Genomic DNA, 20,067 nt, shown 5'->3' with positions numbered 1-20,067 from the left:
CACCCCAACAAGGATCAGGCTTCGCCTGACAGCCCACCCGTCGCCCACCACCACCCCAACAAGGATCAGGCTTCGCCTGACAGACTGCTGTACATGCGCATTGTGGTTCTGGCCGGCGGTATCGGTGGTGCTCGTTTTCTGCGTGGCCTCAAGCAGGCCGCGCCCGACGCGGACATCACGGTGATCGGCAACACCGGTGACGACATCCATCTGTTCGGGCTGAAGGTCTGCCCCGACCTCGACACCGTGATGTACACCCTCGGCGGTGGTATCAACGAGGAGCAGGGCTGGGGACGTACGGACGAGAGCTTCAAGGTCAAGGAGGAGCTCGCGGCGTACGGCGTGGGGCCCGAATGGTTCGGGCTCGGCGACCGCGACTTCGCGACGCACATCGTCCGTACGCAGATGCTGGGCGCGGGCTATCCGTTGAGCGCTGTCACCGAGGCGCTCTGTGCGCGCTGGAAGCCGGGGGTGCGGCTGCTGCCGATGTCCGACGACCGGGTCGAGACGCATGTCGCGGTCGACATGGACGGTGAGCGCAGGGCGATCCACTTCCAGGAGTACTGGGTGAAGCTGCGCGCCTCGGTCGAGGCCCAGGCGGTCGTGCCGGTCGGCGCCGAGCAGGCCAAGCCCGCGCCGGGCGTGCTGGAGGCCATCGCCGAGGCGGATGTCATCCTCTTCCCGCCGTCCAACCCAGTCGTGTCGGTGGGGACGATTCTTGCCGTGCCCGGGATCCGGGAGGCGATCGCCGAGGCCGGGGTGCCGGTCGTCGGCGTCTCCCCCATCGTCGGGGACGCGCCGGTGCGCGGCATGGCGGACAAGGTGCTCGCCGCGGTGGGCGTCGAGTCGACGGCTTCGGCCGTGGCCACGCACTACGGTTCCGGGCTGCTCGACGGATGGCTCGTCGACACGGTGGACGCCGGGGCGGTCGACGAGGTGGAGGCCGCGGGCATCCGCTGCCGTTCCGTGCCGCTGATGATGACCGATGCCGACGCGACGGCGGAGATGGCCCGGCAGGCGTTGGTGCTGGCCGAGGAGGTACGGGCGTGAGTGCCGAGTCCTCCGGTTCTTCCCCGGCGCCGTCCTACCGCGTCTGGGCTCTGCCCGGGATGCCCGAGGTGCAGGCCGGGGACGACCTGGCGAAGCTGATCGCCGCCACCGAGCCGGGGCTGGTCGACGGCGACATCCTGCTGGTCACCTCGAAGATCGTCTCCAAGGCGGAGGGCCGGATCGTCGAGGCCACCGACCGGGAAGCGGCGATCGACGCCGAGACGGTACGGGTGGTGGCGAGGCGCGGCACGCTGCGGATCGTCGAGAACCGGCAGGGTCTCGTCATGGCCGCGGCCGGGGTCGATGCCTCGAACACCCCCGCCGGGACGGTGCTGTTGCTGCCCGAGGACCCGGACGCTTCGGCGCGCGCCATCCGGGACGGGCTGCGGGACACCCTCGGCGTCGAGGTCGGGGTCGTCGTCACGGACACCTTCGGGCGCCCGTGGCGCAGCGGGCTGACCGATGTCGCGATCGGGGCGGCCGGGGTCCTGGTGCTGGACGATCTGCGCGGCGGCACGGATACGCACGGCAATCCGCTGAGCGCGACCGTGGTCGCCACCGCCGATGAACTGGCCTCGGCCGGTGATCTGGTCAAGGGCAAGGCTTCGGGGCTGCCGGTCGCAGTGGTGCGGGGGCTCGGCCACGTCGTGGACCCGACGGATTCCGCCGGCGGTGCCCGGGCGATGGTGCGGGTCGCGGACGACGACATGTTCCGGCTCGGTACGTCGGAGGCGGTACGGGCAGCGGTGACCCTGCGGCGTACGGTGCGCGAGTTCACCGACGATCCGGTGGACCCGGGGGCGGTGCGGCGGGCCGTGGCCGCGGCGGTGACGGCACCGGCGCCGCATCACACGACGCCGTGGCGGTTCGTCCTGCTGGAGTCCGAGGAGTCGCGGACCCGGCTGCTCGACGCGATGCGGGACGCCTGGATCGCGGATCTGCGCCGGGACGGCCGGAGCGAGGAGTCGATCGCGAAGCGGGTGCGGCGGGGCGATGTGCTGCGCCGGGCGCCGTACCTGGTGGTGCCGTGTCTGGTGATGGACGGCTCCCACACGTACGGGGACGAGCGGCGGGACACCGCGGAGCGCGAGATGTTCGTGGTCGCCGCGGGTGCGGGTATCCAGAACTTCCTGGTGGCGCTGGCGGGCGAGCGGCTCGGCTCGGCGTGGGTGTCGTCGACGATGTTCTGCCGCGATGTGGTGCGTGAGGTGCTGGAGTTGCCGGGGTCGTGGGATCCGCTGGGGGCGGTCGCGGTGGGGCGGGCGGCGGCCCAGCCTGCGGCGCGGGCGGGGCGGAGTGCGGAGGGATTTGTCGCGGTGCGGTGAGGTGGTGAGGTCGTTACAGGCGGGCGATGTCGCCTCTCGTCATGCGAGGGGCTCGGCGGGGTGGGATGTGGCCCGATAGAAGGATGAGGCGGGTGGCTCGGTGGCGCTGGCCCTCGTAGGGGGTGAGGAGAGCCAGCATCTCCTCGTCGTCGGCGTTTCTGTTGCCTGCCAGGGCGTGGCCGACGATGCCGGGGAGGTGGAGATCGCCGACCGTGACCGCGTCCGCCGCGCCGTTCGACCGTTGAAGGGTCTCGGCCGAGGTCCAGGGACCGATGCCGGGGATCAGTTCCAGGCGGGCCATGGCCTGCGGGAGCTCCATGGCGGCCGCCTCCTCCAGGCGGCGGGCCACGCGTACCGCGCGCAGGATCGTGGCCGAGCGTTTGGCGTCGACGCCTGCGCGGTGCCATTCCCAGGAGGGGATCAGGGACCAGGTGCGGGCGTCCGGCATGACGTGCAGGCCGAGGGCGGTGAACGCGGCGTGGTCCGTGGGGCCGGGCGCCGGGGTGCCGTGCTTGCGGACCAGGTAGCGCCAGGCGCGGTAGGCCTCGTCCGTGGTGACCTTCTGTTCGAGAACCGACGGGATCAGGGACTCCATGACCAGGCCGGTGCGCAGCAGGCGCAGGCCGGGGCGGCTGTGCCGGGTCAGGGCGATCAGCCGGTGGCGCGGGCGGAAGGCATCCGGGTCGTCCGTCGCACCGAGCAGCGTCGGGAGCTGGTCCAGCAGCCAGGGTGCGCCCGGTCCCCAGGCCGCCGCCTCGATCCGGCCGTGCCGGGCCGTGACGCGGAGGGTTCCGGGGCCCGCGGGTGTGCGGCCGGCCCGCCAGACCGCGCCGTCCCGGGTCATCCGGAAGGTGGGGTCGGCGGGGCCGCGGCGCAGCGGCCCGAGGACCAGGCGCAGGTCGAGCGGGCCGGGCGGGGCCCAGTCGCGGGTCAGCGCGTCCGTCGCCGGAGCCGCCGCCTGGTGGGGGACGGCCGCGCGAGGGGCACTGCGGGGTGCGAATCGTCCAGCCACGGTGAGGTCCTCGGTCGTCGGGGGTGCCTGTCGAGGGTAACGACCTCCGCCGACCTCCCCCAGGACAGGGAGCCGCTCCCTGTCGTGGGGAGGGGAGGTCATGAGCACAGTGGCGGGCCTGGTTATTCGTCGGACGAGAAGCGCACCGCGGCGTCCGGCAGGACCGCCCCGCACCAGATGCGGATGCCGTCGCGCAGTTCGTTGTCGGCGCCGACCCGGGCCCCGTCCCCGATGACCGCACCGGTCAGCACCGTACGGCTGCCGATCCTGGCACCGGCTCCGACCAGCGAGTCCGTGATCACGGCTCCCGGCTCGACGACCGCGCCGGCCAGTACCGCGGAGCCTTCGATCCGGGCTCCTTCGCCGATCAGGGCGCCCTCGCCGATGACCGTACCGCCGCCGAGTTTGACGTCGGCTGCGACAGAGGCCGTCGGCAGGACGAGTTGGTCGCCGCACCGGCCGGGGACTGCAGGGGAGGGCGCGAGGCCCAGGACCAGGTCGGCGGAGCCGCGTACGAAGGCCTGCGGGGTGCCGAGGTCCAGCCAGTACGTGGAGTCGACCATGCCCTGGAGGTGTGCGTCGGAGGCGAGCAGTCCGGGGAAGGTCTCGCGCTCGACGGATACCGGGCGACCGGCCGGGATGGTGTCGATGACCGACCTGCGGAAGATGTACGCCCCCGCGTTGATCTGGTCGGTGACGATCTCCTCGGGTGTCTCGGGCTTCTCCAGGAACGCGGTGACCCTGCCGCTGCCGTCCGTCGGTACGAGGCCGAAGGCGCGCGGGTCCTCGACCCGGGTGAGGTGGAGGGAGACATCCGCTCCGGATGCGGTGTGCGAGGCGACCAGCGCCCGGATGTCGAGGCCGGTGAGGATGTCGCCGTTGAAGATGAGCACCGGTTCGTCGGGGCCCGCGGTGAGCCGGGAGGCGACGTTGCGTATCGCTCCTCCGGTGCCGAGCGGTTCGCGTTCGGTGACGTACTCGATGTGGAGACCGAGCGACGAACCGTCCCCGAAGTGCGGTTCGAAGACCTCGGCCAGATATGACGTCGCGAGCACGATGTGCTCGACCCCGGCGGCCCGGGCACGCGCCAGCTGGTGCGTGAGGAACGGAACTCCCGCTGCCGGAACCATGGGCTTGGGAGTGTGCACCGTGAGCGGGCGCAGCCTGGTTCCTTTGCCGCCGACCAGGAGGATCGCTTCTCTTGCCTCTGTCACAGCGCTGACTCTGCTTCCTGATGGGGCCTGGCCTGGTGTCGGCTGGCCAGTGTATGCAGACTGGTTCGGCCGTTCCGGGTCAGCAGCCCACAACGGTCTGCCGCAGCCTTCGCAGTGTCTGTTCACCGGCCCTGCAAGGGTTCTGTTCACCGGCCCTGCAGATGGGGCCGTCTGCCGAACCGGTGTACCCGGCGCCCGGCGCCCCCACTCGGCCTGACACCGCCGCGTACCCTTGCGCGGATGAACGCCACCGACCGCACCCCCGCCGACCTGCTGCGTTCCGCACTCGCCGCGGATCCGGCCCGCCCCTTGGTCACTTTCTACGACGACGCCACCGGAGAACGCGTCGAACTGTCGGTGGCCACCTTCGCCAATTGGGTGGCCAAAACCGCCAACCTCCTGCAGGGCGACCTCGCCGCGGAACCGGGCGACCGGCTCGCCCTTCTGCTGCCCGCGCACTGGCAGTCCGCGGTCTGGCTGCTCGCCTGTTCCTCAGTGGGCGTGATCGCCGATGTGCAGGGCGACCCGGCCGGCGCCGACCTCGTTGTCAGCGGCCCGGACACATTGGAGGCCGCGCGCGCCTGCCGCGGCGAGCGGGTCGCCCTGGCGCTGCGTCCGCTGGGCGGCAGGTTCCCGCAGGCACCCGAGGGTTTTGCCGACTACGCGGTCGAGGTGCCGAGCCAGGGCGACCGGTTCGCCCCGTTCGCACCCGTGGCCCCGGACGCTCCCGCGCTGGCGGTGGGCGGTGTCGAGCTGACGGCGGAGCAGCTGGTGGCGCGGGCCCGCGAGGATGCGGCCGGTCTCGGCCTGACCGCCGGGTCGCGGCTGCTGACGGGACGTACGTACGACACCTGGGAAGGCCTGAGCGCGGGACTGTTCGCACCGCTGGCCGCCGGGGGGTCCGTGGTCCTGTGCCGGCATCTGGGGCAGCTGGGCGAGGACGGTCTGGCGAAGCGCGTCGAGAGTGAACGGATCACCAACACCGCAGTATGACAAGCACCCTGAGGACCACTCATCCGGCCCATACCGGGCCGAGTCCTCAGGACTGCGCGTCAACTCCGGTACATGATCGGCGGTACAGACCACTTGGGACACAACCAAGCGTGAGGTTCAGCCGTCTAATCCTGCGACCGGCGGCCCAGCGCGCCGCCGAACGTGAAGGATGGACGCAGAGTGAGCGAAAGCGCCGGCCCACCGGGCGACTTTGACGACTCCGCTGCGGGCGAGGGCAAGTCGCAGGCCGGGGACGGCTCCGGCGCCGCCGCGGAGCCCGTCGCCGGGCACGGGCGCCACTGGCTGCGCTGGACCGCGCTCGGCGTCTCGTTCGCCGTCCTGGCCTCCGCGGGCGCCGGCTGGTGGCTGTACAGGAAGCTCGACGCAAACATCAGGACCGACACCTCGGCGGCCGCCGAACTGAAGAAGTACGAGCGGGAGCGGCCCGACTCCGTGGTGCACGGCGCGGAGAACATTCTGCTCATCGGTTCCGACAGCCGGGCCGGTGACAACCGCAAGTACGGTCGGGACGACGGCGGCAGCCAGCGCTCGGACACCACGATCCTGCTGCACCTCGCCGCGGACCGGAAGAGCGTCACAGCGATGTCCCTGCCACGCGATCTGATGGTGGAGATCCCGGTCTGCCACACAGCGGACGGTACGGCCACGAGGAAGCAATTCGCCCAGTTCAATTGGGCCTTCGAGTTCGGTGGCACCGCCTGCACGATCCGCACGGTCGAGAAGTTGACCGGCATCCGGATCGACCACCAGATGGTCATCGACTTCAACGGCTTCAAGGACATGGTCAACGCCGTGGACGGTGTCGAGGTCTGCCTCAAGAAGCCGGTCGACGACCCCGACGCCCATCTGAAGCTCCCCGCCGGGCGCCAGGAGCTCAACGGCGAGCAGGCGCTGGGGTACGTACGGGCCCGCAAGTCCATCGGCAACGGCAGCGACACGGAACGGATGGACCGTCAGCAACACTTCCTGGGCGCGCTGGTGAACAAGGTGCAGAGCAACGGCGTCCTGCTCAATCCGACCCGCCTCTACCCGGTGCTGGACGCGGCCACCAAGGCGCTGACCACGGACCCGGGCCTGAACAGCCTCAAGGACCTGTACGAGCTGGTGCGCGGCCTGCGCGACGTACCGACCGACAAGGTGCAGTTCCTGACCGTGCCTCGGCAGCCGTACGCCGCCGACCCGAACCGGGACGAACTCGTCCAGCCCGATGCGAAACGGCTGTTCAAGCGGCTGCGCGAGGACGCGCCGGTGGCAGTGGTCCCGGCGGACCGGCTCAAGGGTGACGGCGGGAAGAACAACGGGGAAAACAATGACGCGACCGATACACCGGACGCTGCGGGCCCGAGTCCCACACCGACCTATTCAGGCAACAACGCGGCGGCCGACCCGTGCAAGCAGTAAAGCAATTCCCAAGCAGAAGCCCGTGATCGGCGTGTAATGGGCGGAATGACCAGTTGTAAGGACCGTGGAATTTGTCACGCCCGTCGCTCGACGCCGAACCAGGCCGATATTGTGACGCAACCCGGTGCTACCGGCCGTCAGGCCGCGCACTTCCGGACCGAAAGATCGAGCGCCTGATCGGGGGAGGCGCCTCGCGTGGCACCGACGGAGGACCCAAGAAACCGTGGATGCGCAAAGCCGTGGGCGGGCGAATGAATTCGACCCCGCAGACCAGTGGGTTCTCAACCCGCACACCGGCGATTACGAACTGCGACTGAATCATTCCGGAGGGGAATCGGCCGGCACTTCCCAGGCATCCGGCCCGCGTATACCCAATCGCAGACGACCGGTCCGTGACGGCGGCGAGCGCAGAGGCACGGCTCGTGACGGCGGCGGCGAGCGCAAAGGCACGGCTCGTGACGGCAGTGGCGAGCGCCGGGGTCCGGCCCGTGACGACCACGAGTCCGCCCCGCACCGCGAGGTTCCGGGACAGCGCAGCCGCCGTTCGGCCAATGCCCCACGCAAACAGGAAGGTTCCGGCCAGGGCGAGGCACCGGGCCGCCGCGGCCGCAAGGCTCCCAAGCCGCGCCGCAAGAAGGCGCTGCTGTGGACGGGCGGCACGATGGCCTTCGTACTGGTCGGCCTGTCGGCGGGCGGCTACGCGCTCTACCAGCACTTCAACGGCAACCTGAACACCGTGGACGTCGGCAGCGCCGGCAACAAGAACGTCGTCGACCCCGACGCCCCGGTCGACATATTGGTCATCGGGACCGACAAGCGCACCGGTAAGGGCAACGAGGGGTACGGCGACAAGGGCAGCGTGGGCCACGCCGACACCAACATCCTCTTCCACGTCTCCAAGGACCGCACCAACGCGACGGCGCTGAGCATCCCCCGCGACATGATCACCGACATCCCGGACTGCACCGCCAAGCAGCCGGACGGCTCGGAGAAGTTCATTCCGGGGACGCAGGGCGTCCGCTTCAACCAGAGCCTCGGCCAGGACGGGCGCGGCCCGGGCTGCACCATGGATACGGTCAAGGAGATCACCGGCATCAAGCCCGACCACTTCATGATGGTCGACTTCAACGCGGTGAAGGAGTTGTCCACCGCGGTCGGCGGCGTCAAGGTCTGTCTGGCCAAGCCGGTCAAGGACCCGGACTCGCATCTGGACCTGCCGGCGGGGGAGCACCGCATCCAGGGCGAGGACGCCCTGGCGTTCGTACGGACCCGGCACAGCTTCGGCAACGCGGGCGACCTGGACCGGATCAAGGTTCAGCAGCAGTTCCTTGCCTCGATGATCCGGGAGATGCAGTCGAGCGACACCCTGACCAACCCGGCCAAGCTGTACGACCTGGCGGACGCGGTGATCAATGCGCTCACCGTGGACTCCGGCATCGGCTCGGTGACGAAGCTGGCCACGCTGGCCCAGGAACTCGGCAAGGTCGACACCAAGAACATCACCTTCACGACAGTGCCGGTGCTGGACAACCCGGCCGAGAGGGTCAAGGCAACCGTCGTGCTGGACAAGCCCAAGGCCGACCCGCTGTTCGCCATGATGCGCAACGACACCTCGCTGACCGAGGTGGAGGCGCAGAAGAAGGCCAAGAAGAGCAAGCAGGACGCACTTCTCAAGGGCCCCAAGGCCGCCGCGGCCGACGTACGGGTCGATGTGTACAACGGCGGCGAGATCCCCGGTGCCGCGCAGACCACCGTCACCTGGCTGCAGAACGAGCAGGGCGTACTCAAGTCCACGAACAAGGCCAACGCCCCGGCGCAGATCGCGAAGACGACGCTGGAGTACGCGCCGAACCAGGCGGACCAGGCCCGTGCGCTGGCCGCCATGATGGGCCTGCCCGGATCCGCCCTGAAGCAGGGCACAACGGACGCCGAGGGGCTCCAGGCGATGGAGCTGACGTTGGGCGCCGACTTCAAGGGCGCGGGCATACCCATAACGGGACCGGCGAAGGTGCCGGACGGAATTCAGCAGGCAAACGCCGACAAGCCAGAGTGCGCCAAGTGACACCGGGTCACTGCGCCAAACCACGAGTCTGAGTAGCAGGGGGGTCCTGGTGGGACGGAACGGTACGCCCGGGGAGGGGACGCGGCCACGCGTCCGGCACGCCGGTCAACTCGGCTGGGACGACAGTCTCTACGAGGACGACACGCCGGAGAAGGGTCCGGACTCCGGCGCCGACGGTCGACGGCCCGCCCCGGCGGACAGCGGCCATCGGCGCAGTGCCCCGAAGTCGCACGGCAAGAAGGGCAAGCGACGGGCACTGCGCTGGGGCGCTGCGGTTCTCGCGCTGCTGATAGTCGGCGGCGCGGGCGCCGGGTACATGTATTACGAGCACCTCAACGGAAACATCAAGAAGGAAGACCTGACACTCGGTGACAGGAAGATGGCCGACCACAAGGCCAATGCCGCCGGTCAGACCCCGCTGAACATCCTGCTCATCGGCTCGGACGCGCGGGACTCCAATGAGAACCAGAAGCTCGGCGGGGCCAAGGAGACCTTCGGGGCGCCCCCGCTGGCCGATGTGCAGATGCTGCTTCATCTCTCCGCCGACCGCAGCAACATGTCGGTGATCAGCATGCCGCGCGACACGCTGCTGAAGATCCCCAAGTGCACCGACCCGAAGACGGGGCACGTCTACCCCGCGACCACGGACCTGACGATGACCAACGAGACGCTCGACCGCGGCGGTCCCGGATGCACCGTGGCCACCTGGTACGAGCTCACCGGCATCACCATCGACCACTTCATGATGATCGACTTCGCCGGTGTGGTCTCGATGGCCGATGCGATCGGCGGCGTCCCGGTCTGCGTCAAGGGCAACGTCTACTCCCACACGAGCGGCGGCAAGGGCTCCGGGCTGAAGCTGGAGAAGGGCACCACCAAGGTCAAGGGCAAGCAGGCCCTCCAGTGGCTGCGGACCCGCTACGGCTTCGAGGACGGCACCGACCTCGGCCGTACGCACGCCCAGCACATGTACATGAACTCGATGGTCCGTGAGCTGCGCAAGGGCACCAAGCTCACCGACCCGGGCAAGCTGACGAGCCTCGCCGAGGCGGCGATCGACGCGCTGACGGTCGACAAGGGCCTCGACACGGTCAAGAAGCTGTACGACCTCGCGGGCGAGCTCCAGAAGGCACCCACCAAACGCATCACGATGACGACGATGCCGAACGTCTACGGAACGGGCGTGAACGAGGGCCGAGTGCTCCCCAAGCCCGTCGAAGCCGATCAGCTGTTCCAGATGGTTCGCGACGACATCCCGCTCGACGGCAAGGAATCCAAGCGCAAGCCCCCGGCCGCCAAGAAGTCCACGTCGCCCGTCGCCGAGATCCCGGTCAGTGTCCGCAACGGGACCCGCACCGAAACCGAGTACCCGGCCAAGGGCCGCGCCTCGGCGGTCAAGGAGTTGCTGGCCGGAGAGGGCTTCACCCAGGCAACGGTCGACGCGCAGAACACCGACGCGACGGCGCGGACGAGCGTGCTCTTCCCCAGCGTGGACATGGAGGGCAATGCCCAGGCCGTCGCCAAGGCACTCGGCATCCCGCTGTCGGCGGTGAAGAAGTCGACCGAGGTCTCGGGCATCACGCTGGCCGTGGGCGCCGACTGGCGCGAGAACGGGGCCTACCCCGCGTCCAGCACCAAGGAGAAGACTCCGGACAGCGCCCGCGCCCTGAACGGCGACGACGAAGAGGCCTGCATGGACATCCAGCCGGGCTTCGGCTGGTAGCCCCGGACCGGGCAAGACGCACGGCGGGGGCCTTCCGGCACAGCGGAAGGCCCCCGCACCCGGTTGTCGGCTGCTAGGTGTACTGACCCGTGAGGTTGGGGACGCGGCTGCCGGGTGCCCGTTTACGCGGCGGGGGTGAGTTCGGCGCGGCCGAACAGCAGCGCGTAGCCGGAGGGGAGCTGGTGCAGGATGCGGGTCAGGAGGTCGGGGCCGGCACAGGCCGCGACGGCGGAGAAGACGGAGCCGGTGTCCCAGCGGGTGGTGGCGAGGGAGGCGCCGGTGCGGGCGGCGAGGTCCTTGACGAAGGCCCAGCCGGTAAGCGGCTGCGTGTCGGGGATCTGCGCGGTCAGGACACGTGCGGCCTCCAGGGGCAGCCGGGCGGCCAGGTCGACGCGCTCGTCGCCGGTCAACTGGCGTCCCAGCCCCGCGAGGACCAGGCGGACGGCTTCGTCCGCTTTCTCGCGGGTGGGGTAGGCGCCTTCGTAGCGGACCTTCTCCAGCATCTGCTCATACGCCGTCCCGCATGGCTGCTGGTGCTCAAGCGGTGCGCGCACGTCGGTGATCACTGCGGTGCATACCTTTCGTGGAGCCAGGGTGGGGTGGTGCCGGTGTGCGGCACCGAGACAGTGGTCAGGTGGGCTGCGGGCGGCCGAAGAGGAGGTCGTAGCCGGCGGGGAGCTGGAGCAGGATCTCTTTGAGGAGGTCGTCGCCGGCAGTGTCGGCGACCGTGGACAGCACTGCGCTGACATCCCACGTCACGGTCTGCTCGGTGGCGCCCTCGATCCAGGCTGCGGTCGCCCGCACGAACCGCTCCGGCGACAGCGGTTCGGCGCTCTGCAGCGGGTTGAGGAGGATGAGGGCGAAGTCCTCCGGCAGGCGGGCTGCGAGCTGGGCGCGGACTTCGCCGACCAGGTGCGCGCCGAGCAGGGCGAGCACCACGCGGGCGGCGCGCTCGGCTTCCTCCACAGTGTCGTACTCACCGCGTTCCTTCACATGGTCGAGGAACGCCTCGCGCCGCAGAGTCATCTCGGCCACCACCCCTTGTTCTTCGGACTGCCCACGGGGTGCGGAGGGCGGAGGGGAGATCAGGTGCCCTCCGCACCCGTCCGGCCGGTGTCAGCCGGAGATCTCCTTGCGGCCGTCGGATCCGACGCCGATGGAGATCTTGCGGGGCTTGGCGCGCTCGGCGATCGGGATGCGCAGGGTGAGCACGCCCGCGTCGTAGTCGGCCTGGATGTGCTCGGTGTCGAGGGTGTCGGCGAGCACGATCTGGCGGGAGAAGACGCCCAGCGGCCGCTCGGACAGCTCCATCTGCACGTCGTCGGACTTCGCCACCGGCCGGCGCTCGGCCTTGACGGTCAGCATGTTCCGCTCGACGTCGATGTCGATCGCGTCCGCGGTGACGCCGGGAAGGTCGAAGGCCACCACATACTCGTCACCCTCGCGGTAGGCGTCCATCGCCATCGCCGATGGCCTCGACCAGGTACCCGGGCCCATCAGCTGCTGCGCCAGCCGGTCCAGCTCACGGAAGGGGTCAGTGCGCATCAACATCGTGAAAACACCTCCAGCAGGTTCAGGCAGTTACTGCCAATGCGCCTCACTGACACCGTTGTAGCATGTCATCCAATGGATGACAAACATGATGTCGTCAGCCTGATGACAACCCGAGGGAGGTGTCCGTGACCCCGGCCGACCAGCCGTCTCTGTCCCGCACCGACGCCCACGGCCCGGTGCCGTTCCTTGCCGCCGCGGCGGCCCTTAACGCCATAGACGCCGCCCTGCGCGAAGCCCAGCACAAGACCCCAAACGCCCCCGCCCCCGGTCCGGAACAGGCCCTGGCCTCCTTGTCGCTGCTGCGGCAGGTGCGCGAGCAGCTCGCCGGGTGGGAGACCAGCCTGATCGAAACGGCCCGCAACGCGGGCGCCAGCTGGGCCGACCTCGCCCACCCCCTCGGCGTCGCCAGCCGCCAGGCCGCCGAACGCCGTTACCTGCGCGGCCGTCCCGGCCCGGCCGGGACCACCGGCGAGCAGCGTGTCCAGGCCACCCGTCAGGCCCGGGCCGCCGACCGCAGCACCGCCGCCTGGGCTTGCCGCAACGCGGCCGACCTGCGCCGCCTCGCCGGCCAGATCACCGCACTCACCGACCTTCCCCCCGCCGCCCACCGCCCGATCAGCGAGCTCCACGCGGCCCTCGCCCACGACGATCCCGCCGACCTCATCGCCCCCCTGACCGCTGCCCGCCCGCACCTGGCCGCCGCCCACCCCGACCTCACCGCCCGGCTCGACACCCTCACACCTCCCTGACCCCGCCCGGCGCACCGCGACAGCAACCCGGTCAACGTCCGCCCCCGGGCACACGAGGGGAGACCCGGAGACCAACGCGGCCGGCCTGCGGGCCCACCTGGCCTGCTCCCTCACCAAGCAGTGCCTGGACGGGGGCGGACGCAGTTGGTGGCCAAGGTGTCGAGGCACCGGTTCGTGCCAGGCTGCGGACCGGCCCTGGCCTTTCAGGCGGCCTGACCGAAGCCGGCCGCGGCCGGGTCCTGCTCGCGCAGCGGGGTGAAGTCCACGTCCAGCTTCGGGTCGTACGCCTCGGGCTGGATGCCCAGCTCGTGCGTGGAGTCCTCGCCGAACCGGTTGATGTGCTCGGTCAGGTACGGCGAGATGTGCGCCAGGTCCTCCGGATCGATCGTCCAGCCCTCTTCCAGCAGCTGCCGGGCGATCTCGGCGATGTCCAGGGCGTTGTGAAAAATGACCGCGTTCGTGAGCAAAGCATTGAATTTCATCGCCTTCTCCTGCTCGACCGGGTCGTTGTCCGCGATGACGCCGCGGTTGCCGAACCCGATCCACTGCGAGAACCGGTTGAACGACTCGACCTTGTTCGTCGCCGCCGTCACCCGCCGGCGAAGCGGGGCATCTGAGAGATAGCGCAGGAGCTGCACGGTGCGAATCACGCGGCGACCTCGCGGAAGGCGGTGTAGGTGGCGTTCACCTGACGCGGCTTCGACGGATATTGATCTCATATCCGACCTCCCCTGGCCCTCGGATGCCCAGGCCGCCCTCACCGCCATCGTCGACGCGACGGGGACTCAAGAAGGGGAGACCGCCGGAGTCCTGAACCTGACGGACGAACGGCAGCGCGCCAGGCGTCGCGGGGCAGGCGGGACTTTCGAAACACGCCCTAAACCGTGACGGCCGGGCGCCGGCTGGCGATGACCTTCTTCGCCAGCGAGCGCGGACTGGTCAGGAAGCCGTACCCCCACGACATGTGCATGGTCGCGAGGGCCACCGGGATCTGTGCCCGCGCCTTCAGCGACAAGCCCTTGCCCGCCGGGACGGACCCGGCGACGATCGCCGCGACGTACCCGGCGGGGACGACGAAAGCCCACGGGGTGAGCGCCGCACCGGCCACGATGCCCGCCGCGATCGCACAGACGGCGGTGGGCGGCGCCAGGTAGCGCAGATTGATCGAACCGGAGTGGTAGCGGGCGACGACGTGCCGCCAGCGGCCGTAGTCCTTGTACTGCTTGGCGAGCGCCTTGATGGAGGGCCGCGGCCGGTACTGCACCTTCAGCTCGGGCGAGAACCAGATCAGACCGCCCGCCTCGCGGATGCGGAAGTTCAGCTCCCAGTCCTGGGCGCGGATGAACTCCACGTTGTAGCCGTCCGCCTTCTCCAGGGCCTCACGGCGGAACACACCGAGATATACGGTCTCGGCCGGGCCTGCCTTGCCGCCGGTGTGGAAGGCCGCGTTGCCGACGCCGATCTTCGACGTCATGGCCGCTGCCACGGCGTCCTCCCAGGCGTTCTCGCCCTCGGCGTGCATGATGCCGCCGACGTTCTGCGCGCCCGTCTCCTCGAGGAGACGGACTGCCGTCGCGATGTAGTTCGGCGAGAGCATGCCGTGACCGTCGACCCGCACGACTATGGGGTGGCGGGAGGCCTTGATCGCGGCGTTGAGGGCGGCGGGGGTGCGGCCCGTCGGGTTCGGGACGGTGTGGACCCGGGGGTCCTCGCGTACCAGCTCCGCGGCGATCTCGTCCGTACGGTCCGTGGAGGGACCCAGCGCGATCACCACCTCCATCTCACCTGCGTACTCCTGCTCCAGGATGTGCCGGACGGAGTTCCTGAGATGGCGTTCCTCATTGAGCACCGGCATGATCACGGAGACGGCGGGGTGCTGCGCGGCAGACATGGTGGTCCTCGGGTGGTCCTCGGGGCGCCGGGGGGTCGCACCCCACCAGGCGGCGTTATTCGGCCGCCACGTTACCGCGAATGGGGGGACACCGGCGCGCGCCACCGGGTGGCTTCGCAGACCGCAGATCGTATGGGCCTACTGTGCGAACGATCCCCCTTGCACCGCGGAGGTTCCCCCTGTGCCCACGCCGCACCCCTCCCCCCGTTCACCGCGCTCCCGCCCTCTTCCGCCGCAGCGCAGGTCCAGAAAGCAGGACGAACGGCCGCGCTGGGGCATGCGGCTGGTGACCGGAATTTCCGTGCTGGTGCTCGGGGCCGGCGGCGTCGGCCATGCTGTGGTGACCAGCCTGGAGACCGGGATCGACCGGATCGACCCGTTCAAGGACATGAAGAACCGGCCCCGGGCGGGCTACGGCACGAATCTGCTGCTCGTGGGCACCGACGGCCGCGACAAGATCACTCAGGAAGAGAAGAAGAAGTACCGCCTGGGCGGTGCGCCCTGCAACTGCACCGACACGGTCATGCTGGTGCATCTGTCCGCGGACAAGGAGCGCGCAAGCATCGTCTCGCTGCCGCGGGACAGCTACGCCGAGATCCCCGAGCACAAGGACCGGGCCACCGGCCGGATGCGCGCCGCCCACCCGGTGAAGCTGAACGCCGCCTACGCCGAGGGCGGGCCCGGTCTGGCCGTGCGGACCGTCGAGCAGATGACGGACGTCAAGATCGACCACTACCTGGAGGTCGACTTCACCAGCTTCATGAAGACGGTGGACGCCCTGGGTGGGGTGCGGATCTGCGCGGCCCGGCCGCTGAAGGACTCGTACACCGGTCTCGATCTCCCCGCGGGCACCCATGATCTGGACGGCGGGCAGGCGCTCCGCTACGTGCGCTCCCGGCATATCGACGGGGCCTCCGACCTGGGTCGGATGCAGCGCCAGCAGAAGTTCCTCGCCTCGCTGATCAAGCAGGCGACCAGCAGCGGTGTGCTGCTGAACCCGGTGAAGTTCCGGGACGTCGCCTCGATTATGCTGAGCTCGGTCCGGGCCGACACGGGGTTCGGTACGGAGCAGATGCTGGAGCTCGGCCAGGCGATGCGCGGCTTCTCCCCCGCCTCAACCGAGTTCGCCTCCGTACCGTTGGGAAACGTCGCCCACCCGGTCAAGGGCATCGGCACCACGGTCAAGTGGGACGAGCAGAAGTCGAAGAAGCTCTTCAAGGCACTGCGCGACGACCGGCCGCTCGCCCCGGAGCGGCCCGAGCAGCCGAAGGACGTGATGAAGGTCGGTGTCGCCCCGCGGCAGATCCGGGTCCAGGTCTACAACGGGACTTCGAAGGACGGGCTCGGCAAGGCGGTCGACAACGCACTGCGCGCCACAGGTTTCAACACCACGCGGGCCCCGCAGAACGGGGAGCCGCAGGATCTCAAGCACACCCTGATCACCTACGACCCGCGCTGGGACCAGTCCGCGAAGTCCCTGGCCGTGGCATTGCCCGGGGCCGAGCTGCGGGCGGTGAAGGGGCAGGGCCCCACGATGAAGGTGACGGCGGGCGCGGACTTCGAGAAGGTGCAGCGGGTACGGGCCGAGGAGACGAACCGCGGCGAATTCGGCACGGTCACGGGCGACCAGATGATCTGCCCGTGACCGCGGGCACGTCGGGGTTCAGTGCCAGGGCGTGGCCGCCCGATCAGAGGTCACCTGACAGGCTCTCAGTCCTCGATGCCGTCCGCCACGCGCTTCTCGCGCAGTTCCTTGATCGCGCGGCGGCGGGCGAGGCGGTGGGTGCGCCGGATCTGCGCCTCCTGGTAGCGCCGCTTGTCGCGTTCGGTTTCCGGGATCACGTGCGGTACGGGGCGCGGCTTGCCGTCCGCGTCGACCGCGGCGAACACCAGATACGCACTGCCGACCTGCTGGGCGGGGGTGGATTCGTTCCACCGCTCGGCCATGACCCGGACGCCGACCTCCATCGAGGAGCGGCCCGTCCAGTTCACCTGGGCGCGGACGTGAACAAGGTCACCCACCCGGACCGGCTCCAGGAAGACCATCTCGTCCATCGAGGCCGTCACCGCGGGTCCGCCGGAGTGCCGGCCGGCCACGGCGCCCGCCGCGTCGTCGACCAGCTTCATGATCACGCCACCGTGCACCGTGCCCAGCAGATTGGTGTCACTGCCGGTCATGATGTGGCTGAGGGTGGTACGGGAAGCGGCGGTCGGCTTGCCCGGAATATCGCCCTCCGGGCGTGGGGCCTGATCTGTCATACCGTCCACCTTATGCGGGGACTTCCACCCGGCAGCAATGCATCAGCTTCGCAACAGCCCTGATGCGATTTCCCGTACCCTCTGTAAGGGGTGTGGGCCCGGCCTGCACACTGGACCGCATGAGCGATTGGCCCGAGGGCTGGACCGACGACAACCGCAGCGGCAACCGCTACGGGCAGGGCAGCGACAGCGACCGGCCCGAGGGCGCCCGCGTGATGCGGCACGTACAGCGACGTCCCGCACCACCACCGCCGCAGCAGCGGCCCACACCGCCCCGGCAGCGGCAGCCGCCGCAGTACTCCGGCGGCTACGACGCCGGCGCGGGGTACGACAGCGGCTACAACACGGGCCAGGTCTACAGCGGCGGCGGCAACGGCGGCGGCCGGGGCAATGGCTACGGTGGCGGCGGCCGGAGCGACAGCGGTCACGTCCAGAGTCGTCCGGCGCCCAACTGGGGCCGCCGAATAAAGGTAGGCGCGCTGTCCCTGGCCGTCGTGGTGCTCGCGGTCTCCATAGGCACGTACTTCTGGGCCGACTCCAAGCTCAAGCGCGAGGTGGACCTCTCCAAGGTCATCGAGCGGCCGGAGGAGGGCGACGGCACCAACTACCTGATCGTCGGTTCCGACAGCCGCGCGGGCATGTCGGACGAGGACAAGAAGAGGCTCCACACCGGCTCCGCCGAGGGCAAGCGGACCGACTCGATGATGATCCTGCACGACGGGTCGAACGGCCCGACGCTGATCTCCCTGCCGCGTGACTCGAACGTCGAGATCCCCTCGTACAAGGGATCCGACTCGGGCAAGCTCTACCCGGCCCGTGGCCGCTTCACCAAGCTGAACGCCGCATACGCCGAGGACGGTCCCGAACTCCTGGTCCGTACCGTCGAGTTCAACACCGGGCTGCACATCGACCACTACGTCGAGATCGGCTTCGGTGGCTTCGCCAACATCGTGGACGCGATGGGCGGGGTGGAGCTGGACATCCCCAAGGCGTTCAAGGACGAGAAGTCCGGCGCCGACTTCAAGGCGGGCAAGCAGACGCTGAACGGCGAGCAGTCGCTCGCCTTCGTGCGGACCCGGTACGCGTTCGCGGGCAGCGACCTGGACCGTACGAAGAACCAGCAGAAGTTCCTCGCGGCGCTGGCGAACCAGGCGGCGACGCCGTCCACGATCCTCAACCCGTTCAAGTTCTACCCGACGATGAGCGCCGGTCTGGACACCCTGATCGTGGACGAGGACATGTCGCTCTGGGCTCTGGGGCAGATGTTCTTCGCCATGAAGGGCGTCACGGGCGGCGACGGCACGTCCATGAACATGCCCATCTCGGGTTCCACCGGCGGCAATCTGATCTGGGACAAGGCCAAGGTCGAGCAGTTGGTGGACCAGCTCAACAACGACGAGAAGGTCACCGTCTCCGACAACTGACGGCAGGCGGACGCGGGGCCCGGACGGTTCGCCGTCCGGGCCCCGTTTCGCCTCGGGCGCGGGGCGGTTCGGAACAGAAGGCTGGTCTCCACGTCCCCGGGGCGAGGAAAAGGGGCTGCTCCGAAGCGATAGCCCGAGGCGGAAACACGGCCCGATCCCGACGCGGGTTTCCAGGACGGGTTGTTCGCCCATCCCAACGGGCTCTTCTGACAGCATCAGCGCGCCCCGACGCCCGACTCAACGGGCTCGGGGCGCGGTGATCAGCCCACCAACATGAACGATACGAAGCTCGCCCACGCTGTCGGTTCGAAACCAAGATGTGGCCCTGGCAGGTTCTTCGAGTCGCGGACATGTACCGCGTCGGAGGTCCTCGCCACCTCAACGCACTCGCTGCCGTTACTGCTGTCGCTATAGCTGCTCTTGACCCACTCCAACGCGGAAGCGTCCCCGGCAGACAGCTTGCGGATCATGTCTCTCCCAGCACTTGCTCGATGAAGGCCATCGACTCCCGAGGGGTGAGAGCCTGGGCCCGGACCATGCCATAGCGCAGCTCAAGGATTCGGAGCTGCTTCGGATCAGAGACGGGGCGGCCACCGAACGCCCCCTCGGAGCGTCCCACCGCCGTACCGTCCTTGAACTTCAGCACCTGGATCTCCCCGTCGATTCCCGCATGCTCCTCGCGGTCCATCGGCATCACCTGAACCGTGACGCCCCGCAACTCGCTGACCTCCAGAAGGTGTTCGAGTTGGCGTCGCAACACCATCTTGCCTCCAAGAGGGCGCCGGAGCACCACTTCTTCCTGGACGAACCCGAGCGTCGGGCCGAGTGACCGCTCGAAGATGGCCTGCCGAGCCATGCGCGCCGCCACGCCCCGTTCGACCTCATCCTGCGGATACGCGGGCTGCCGCATCGCAAACAACGCACGCGCGTACTCCGCCGTCTGCAGCAGGCCATGGAAGCTGCTGTTGCCATAGGCCAGCAACTCCACCGCTCGGGCCTCCAATTTCGCAAGCTCCCGTACCTTCTTCGGGTACCGGACCTCCGCCACGTCCCGCTTCATCGCAGCGAGCTTCCCGCCCGCACCCAGCACCTCGTCCGCCCGATCCAGGAACTCCGGCCGGGGGATACGCCGACCGCCCTCCACCTTGTAGACGAGGTCCTCGCCGTACCCGATCGCCGCCCCGAACTCGCCGGCCCGCAGCCCAGCCGCCTCCCGCCACGCCTTGATCTGGCGGCCCACCGCAGCGACCACCGCCACCCCCGACTCGTCATCGGGATCGACATCCCAACCGGGCTCGTCCGCCCCGCCGTCCCCGCGCTCCGTACTGGTCTCATCCACGCTCATCCGTGCCCCACTTCCGACGTGCATGTGTTCCTGCTCAACCCTGG

The 20,067-nt window shown here is 69.5% G+C and carries 19 protein-coding genes; 9 read left to right on the top strand and 10 right to left on the bottom strand.

All coding sequences use genetic code 11. The features are described 5' to 3' along the window. Positions 1-93 precede the first annotated feature (93 nt). Together cofD and ABT115_RS21760 are read left to right on the top strand one after the other, a co-directional pair. Entirely contained in the window at positions 94-1,050 is a 957-nt protein-coding gene (cofD, locus tag ABT115_RS21765; RefSeq protein ID WP_351792284.1) for a 2-phospho-L-lactate transferase, read from the top strand. Further along, positions 1,047-2,375, top strand: coding sequence for a coenzyme F420-0:L-glutamate ligase (locus ABT115_RS21760; RefSeq protein ID WP_351792281.1), 1,329 nt, complete (start codon positions 1,047-1,049; stop codon positions 2,373-2,375). The genes cofD and ABT115_RS21760 overlap by 4 nt, the downstream gene beginning before the upstream one ends. Positions 2,376-2,388: 13 nt before the next feature. Here the strand turns inward: ABT115_RS21760 and ABT115_RS21755 are convergent, their stop codons facing one another. Then, positions 2,389-3,387, bottom strand: coding sequence for a DNA-3-methyladenine glycosylase family protein (locus ABT115_RS21755; protein WP_351792278.1), 999 nt, complete (start codon positions 3,385-3,387; stop codon positions 2,389-2,391). 122 nt (positions 3,388-3,509) lie between these two features. After that, positions 3,510-4,601 (bottom strand): mannose-1-phosphate guanylyltransferase, encoded by a 1,092-nt coding sequence (manB, locus tag ABT115_RS21750; protein WP_351792276.1) that lies wholly within the window; start codon positions 4,599-4,601, stop codon positions 3,510-3,512. A 240-nt stretch (positions 4,602-4,841) separates the two neighbouring features. On the opposite strand from manB, the gene ABT115_RS21745 reads away from it, so the two are divergent. The 4 genes from ABT115_RS21745 (at position 4,842) to ABT115_RS21730 (ending at position 10,801) form a co-directional block, all read left to right on the top strand. Further along, positions 4,842-5,594, top strand: coding sequence for a TIGR03089 family protein (locus tag ABT115_RS21745; protein ID WP_351792273.1), 753 nt, complete (start codon positions 4,842-4,844; stop codon positions 5,592-5,594). Positions 5,595-5,774: 180 nt separating this feature from the next. Continuing rightward, complete coding sequence (locus ABT115_RS21740; RefSeq protein WP_351792270.1) at positions 5,775-7,016, top strand: LCP family glycopolymer transferase; 1,242 nt, start codon at positions 5,775-5,777, stop codon at positions 7,014-7,016. Positions 7,017-7,239: 223 nt separating this feature from the next. Next, the gene (locus ABT115_RS21735; protein WP_351792267.1) at positions 7,240-9,078 is read left to right on the top strand and encodes an LCP family protein; all 1,839 of its coding nucleotides are present in this window, start codon (positions 7,240-7,242) and stop codon (positions 9,076-9,078) included. 49 nt (positions 9,079-9,127) lie between these two features. Further along, positions 9,128-10,801 carry an LCP family protein gene (locus tag ABT115_RS21730; protein ID WP_351792264.1) on the top strand — a complete coding sequence of 558 codons (1,674 nt, stop codon included), beginning with the start codon at positions 9,128-9,130 and terminating at the stop codon, positions 10,799-10,801. Positions 10,802-10,923: 122 nt separating this feature from the next. Here ABT115_RS21730 and ABT115_RS21725 read toward each other — a convergent pair whose 3' ends face one another. The 3 genes from ABT115_RS21725 to ABT115_RS21715 all read right to left on the bottom strand — a co-directional run bounded on the left by ABT115_RS21725 (position 10,924) and on the right by ABT115_RS21715 (position 12,352). Beyond that, positions 10,924-11,367, bottom strand: a complete 444-nt coding sequence (locus tag ABT115_RS21725) for a DUF2267 domain-containing protein (protein WP_351792262.1) — start codon at positions 11,365-11,367, stop codon at positions 10,924-10,926. A gap of 64 nt (positions 11,368-11,431) precedes the next feature. Beyond that, entirely contained in the window at positions 11,432-11,827 is a 396-nt protein-coding gene (locus tag ABT115_RS21720; protein WP_351792330.1) for a DUF2267 domain-containing protein, read from the bottom strand. A 90-nt stretch (positions 11,828-11,917) separates the two neighbouring features. Beyond that, entirely contained in the window at positions 11,918-12,352 is a 435-nt protein-coding gene (locus ABT115_RS21715; protein WP_351792259.1) for an Hsp20/alpha crystallin family protein, read from the bottom strand. A gap of 128 nt (positions 12,353-12,480) precedes the next feature. Between ABT115_RS21715 and ABT115_RS21710 the strand changes: the two genes are divergently transcribed. Then, positions 12,481-13,104, top strand: coding sequence for a type III effector protein (locus ABT115_RS21710; RefSeq protein WP_351792256.1), 624 nt, complete (start codon positions 12,481-12,483; stop codon positions 13,102-13,104). A gap of 203 nt (positions 13,105-13,307) precedes the next feature. On the opposite strand, the gene ABT115_RS21705 is transcribed toward ABT115_RS21710, so the two are convergent. Together ABT115_RS21705 and ABT115_RS21700 are read right to left on the bottom strand one after the other, a co-directional pair. Beyond that, positions 13,308-13,754, bottom strand: coding sequence for a Tn3 family transposase (locus ABT115_RS21705; RefSeq protein ID WP_351792254.1), 447 nt, complete (start codon positions 13,752-13,754; stop codon positions 13,308-13,310). A 227-nt stretch (positions 13,755-13,981) separates the two neighbouring features. Then, positions 13,982-15,100 (bottom strand): glycosyltransferase family 2 protein, encoded by a 1,119-nt coding sequence (locus ABT115_RS21700; protein WP_502969140.1) that lies wholly within the window; start codon positions 15,098-15,100, stop codon positions 13,982-13,984. Between the two features lie 76 nt (positions 15,101-15,176). Between ABT115_RS21700 and ABT115_RS21695 the strand changes: the two genes are divergently transcribed. After that, entirely contained in the window at positions 15,177-16,640 is a 1,464-nt protein-coding gene (locus ABT115_RS21695) for an LCP family protein (protein ID WP_502969139.1), read from the top strand. Positions 16,641-16,705: 65 nt separating this feature from the next. Here the strand turns inward: ABT115_RS21695 and ABT115_RS21690 are convergent, their stop codons facing one another. After that, positions 16,706-17,254 (bottom strand): acyl-CoA thioesterase, encoded by a 549-nt coding sequence (locus ABT115_RS21690; protein ID WP_266361095.1) that lies wholly within the window; start codon positions 17,252-17,254, stop codon positions 16,706-16,708. Between the two features lie 119 nt (positions 17,255-17,373). Here ABT115_RS21690 and ABT115_RS21685 point away from each other — a divergent pair, with 119 nt between their 5' ends. Beyond that, positions 17,374-18,678 (top strand): LCP family protein, encoded by a 1,305-nt coding sequence (locus tag ABT115_RS21685; protein WP_351792248.1) that lies wholly within the window; start codon positions 17,374-17,376, stop codon positions 18,676-18,678. A gap of 260 nt (positions 18,679-18,938) precedes the next feature. Here ABT115_RS21685 and ABT115_RS21680 read toward each other — a convergent pair whose 3' ends face one another. Both ABT115_RS21680 and ABT115_RS21675 read right to left on the bottom strand, forming a co-directional pair. After that, positions 18,939-19,148 (bottom strand): DUF397 domain-containing protein, encoded by a 210-nt coding sequence (locus ABT115_RS21680; RefSeq protein WP_351792246.1) that lies wholly within the window; start codon positions 19,146-19,148, stop codon positions 18,939-18,941. Next, complete coding sequence (locus ABT115_RS21675) at positions 19,145-20,023, bottom strand: helix-turn-helix domain-containing protein (protein WP_351792243.1); 879 nt, start codon at positions 20,021-20,023, stop codon at positions 19,145-19,147. Before ABT115_RS21675 ends, ABT115_RS21680 begins: the two co-directional genes overlap by 4 nt. Positions 20,024-20,067: the final 44 nt, after the last annotated feature.

It is taken from the genome of Streptomyces sp. NPDC001832 (assembly GCF_040297265.1).
Lineage (GTDB): Bacteria > Actinomycetota > Actinomycetes > Streptomycetales > Streptomycetaceae > Streptomyces.
The sequence above is the reverse complement of the archived record's forward strand: the minus strand, read 5'-3'. Positions and strand labels throughout refer to the sequence as shown.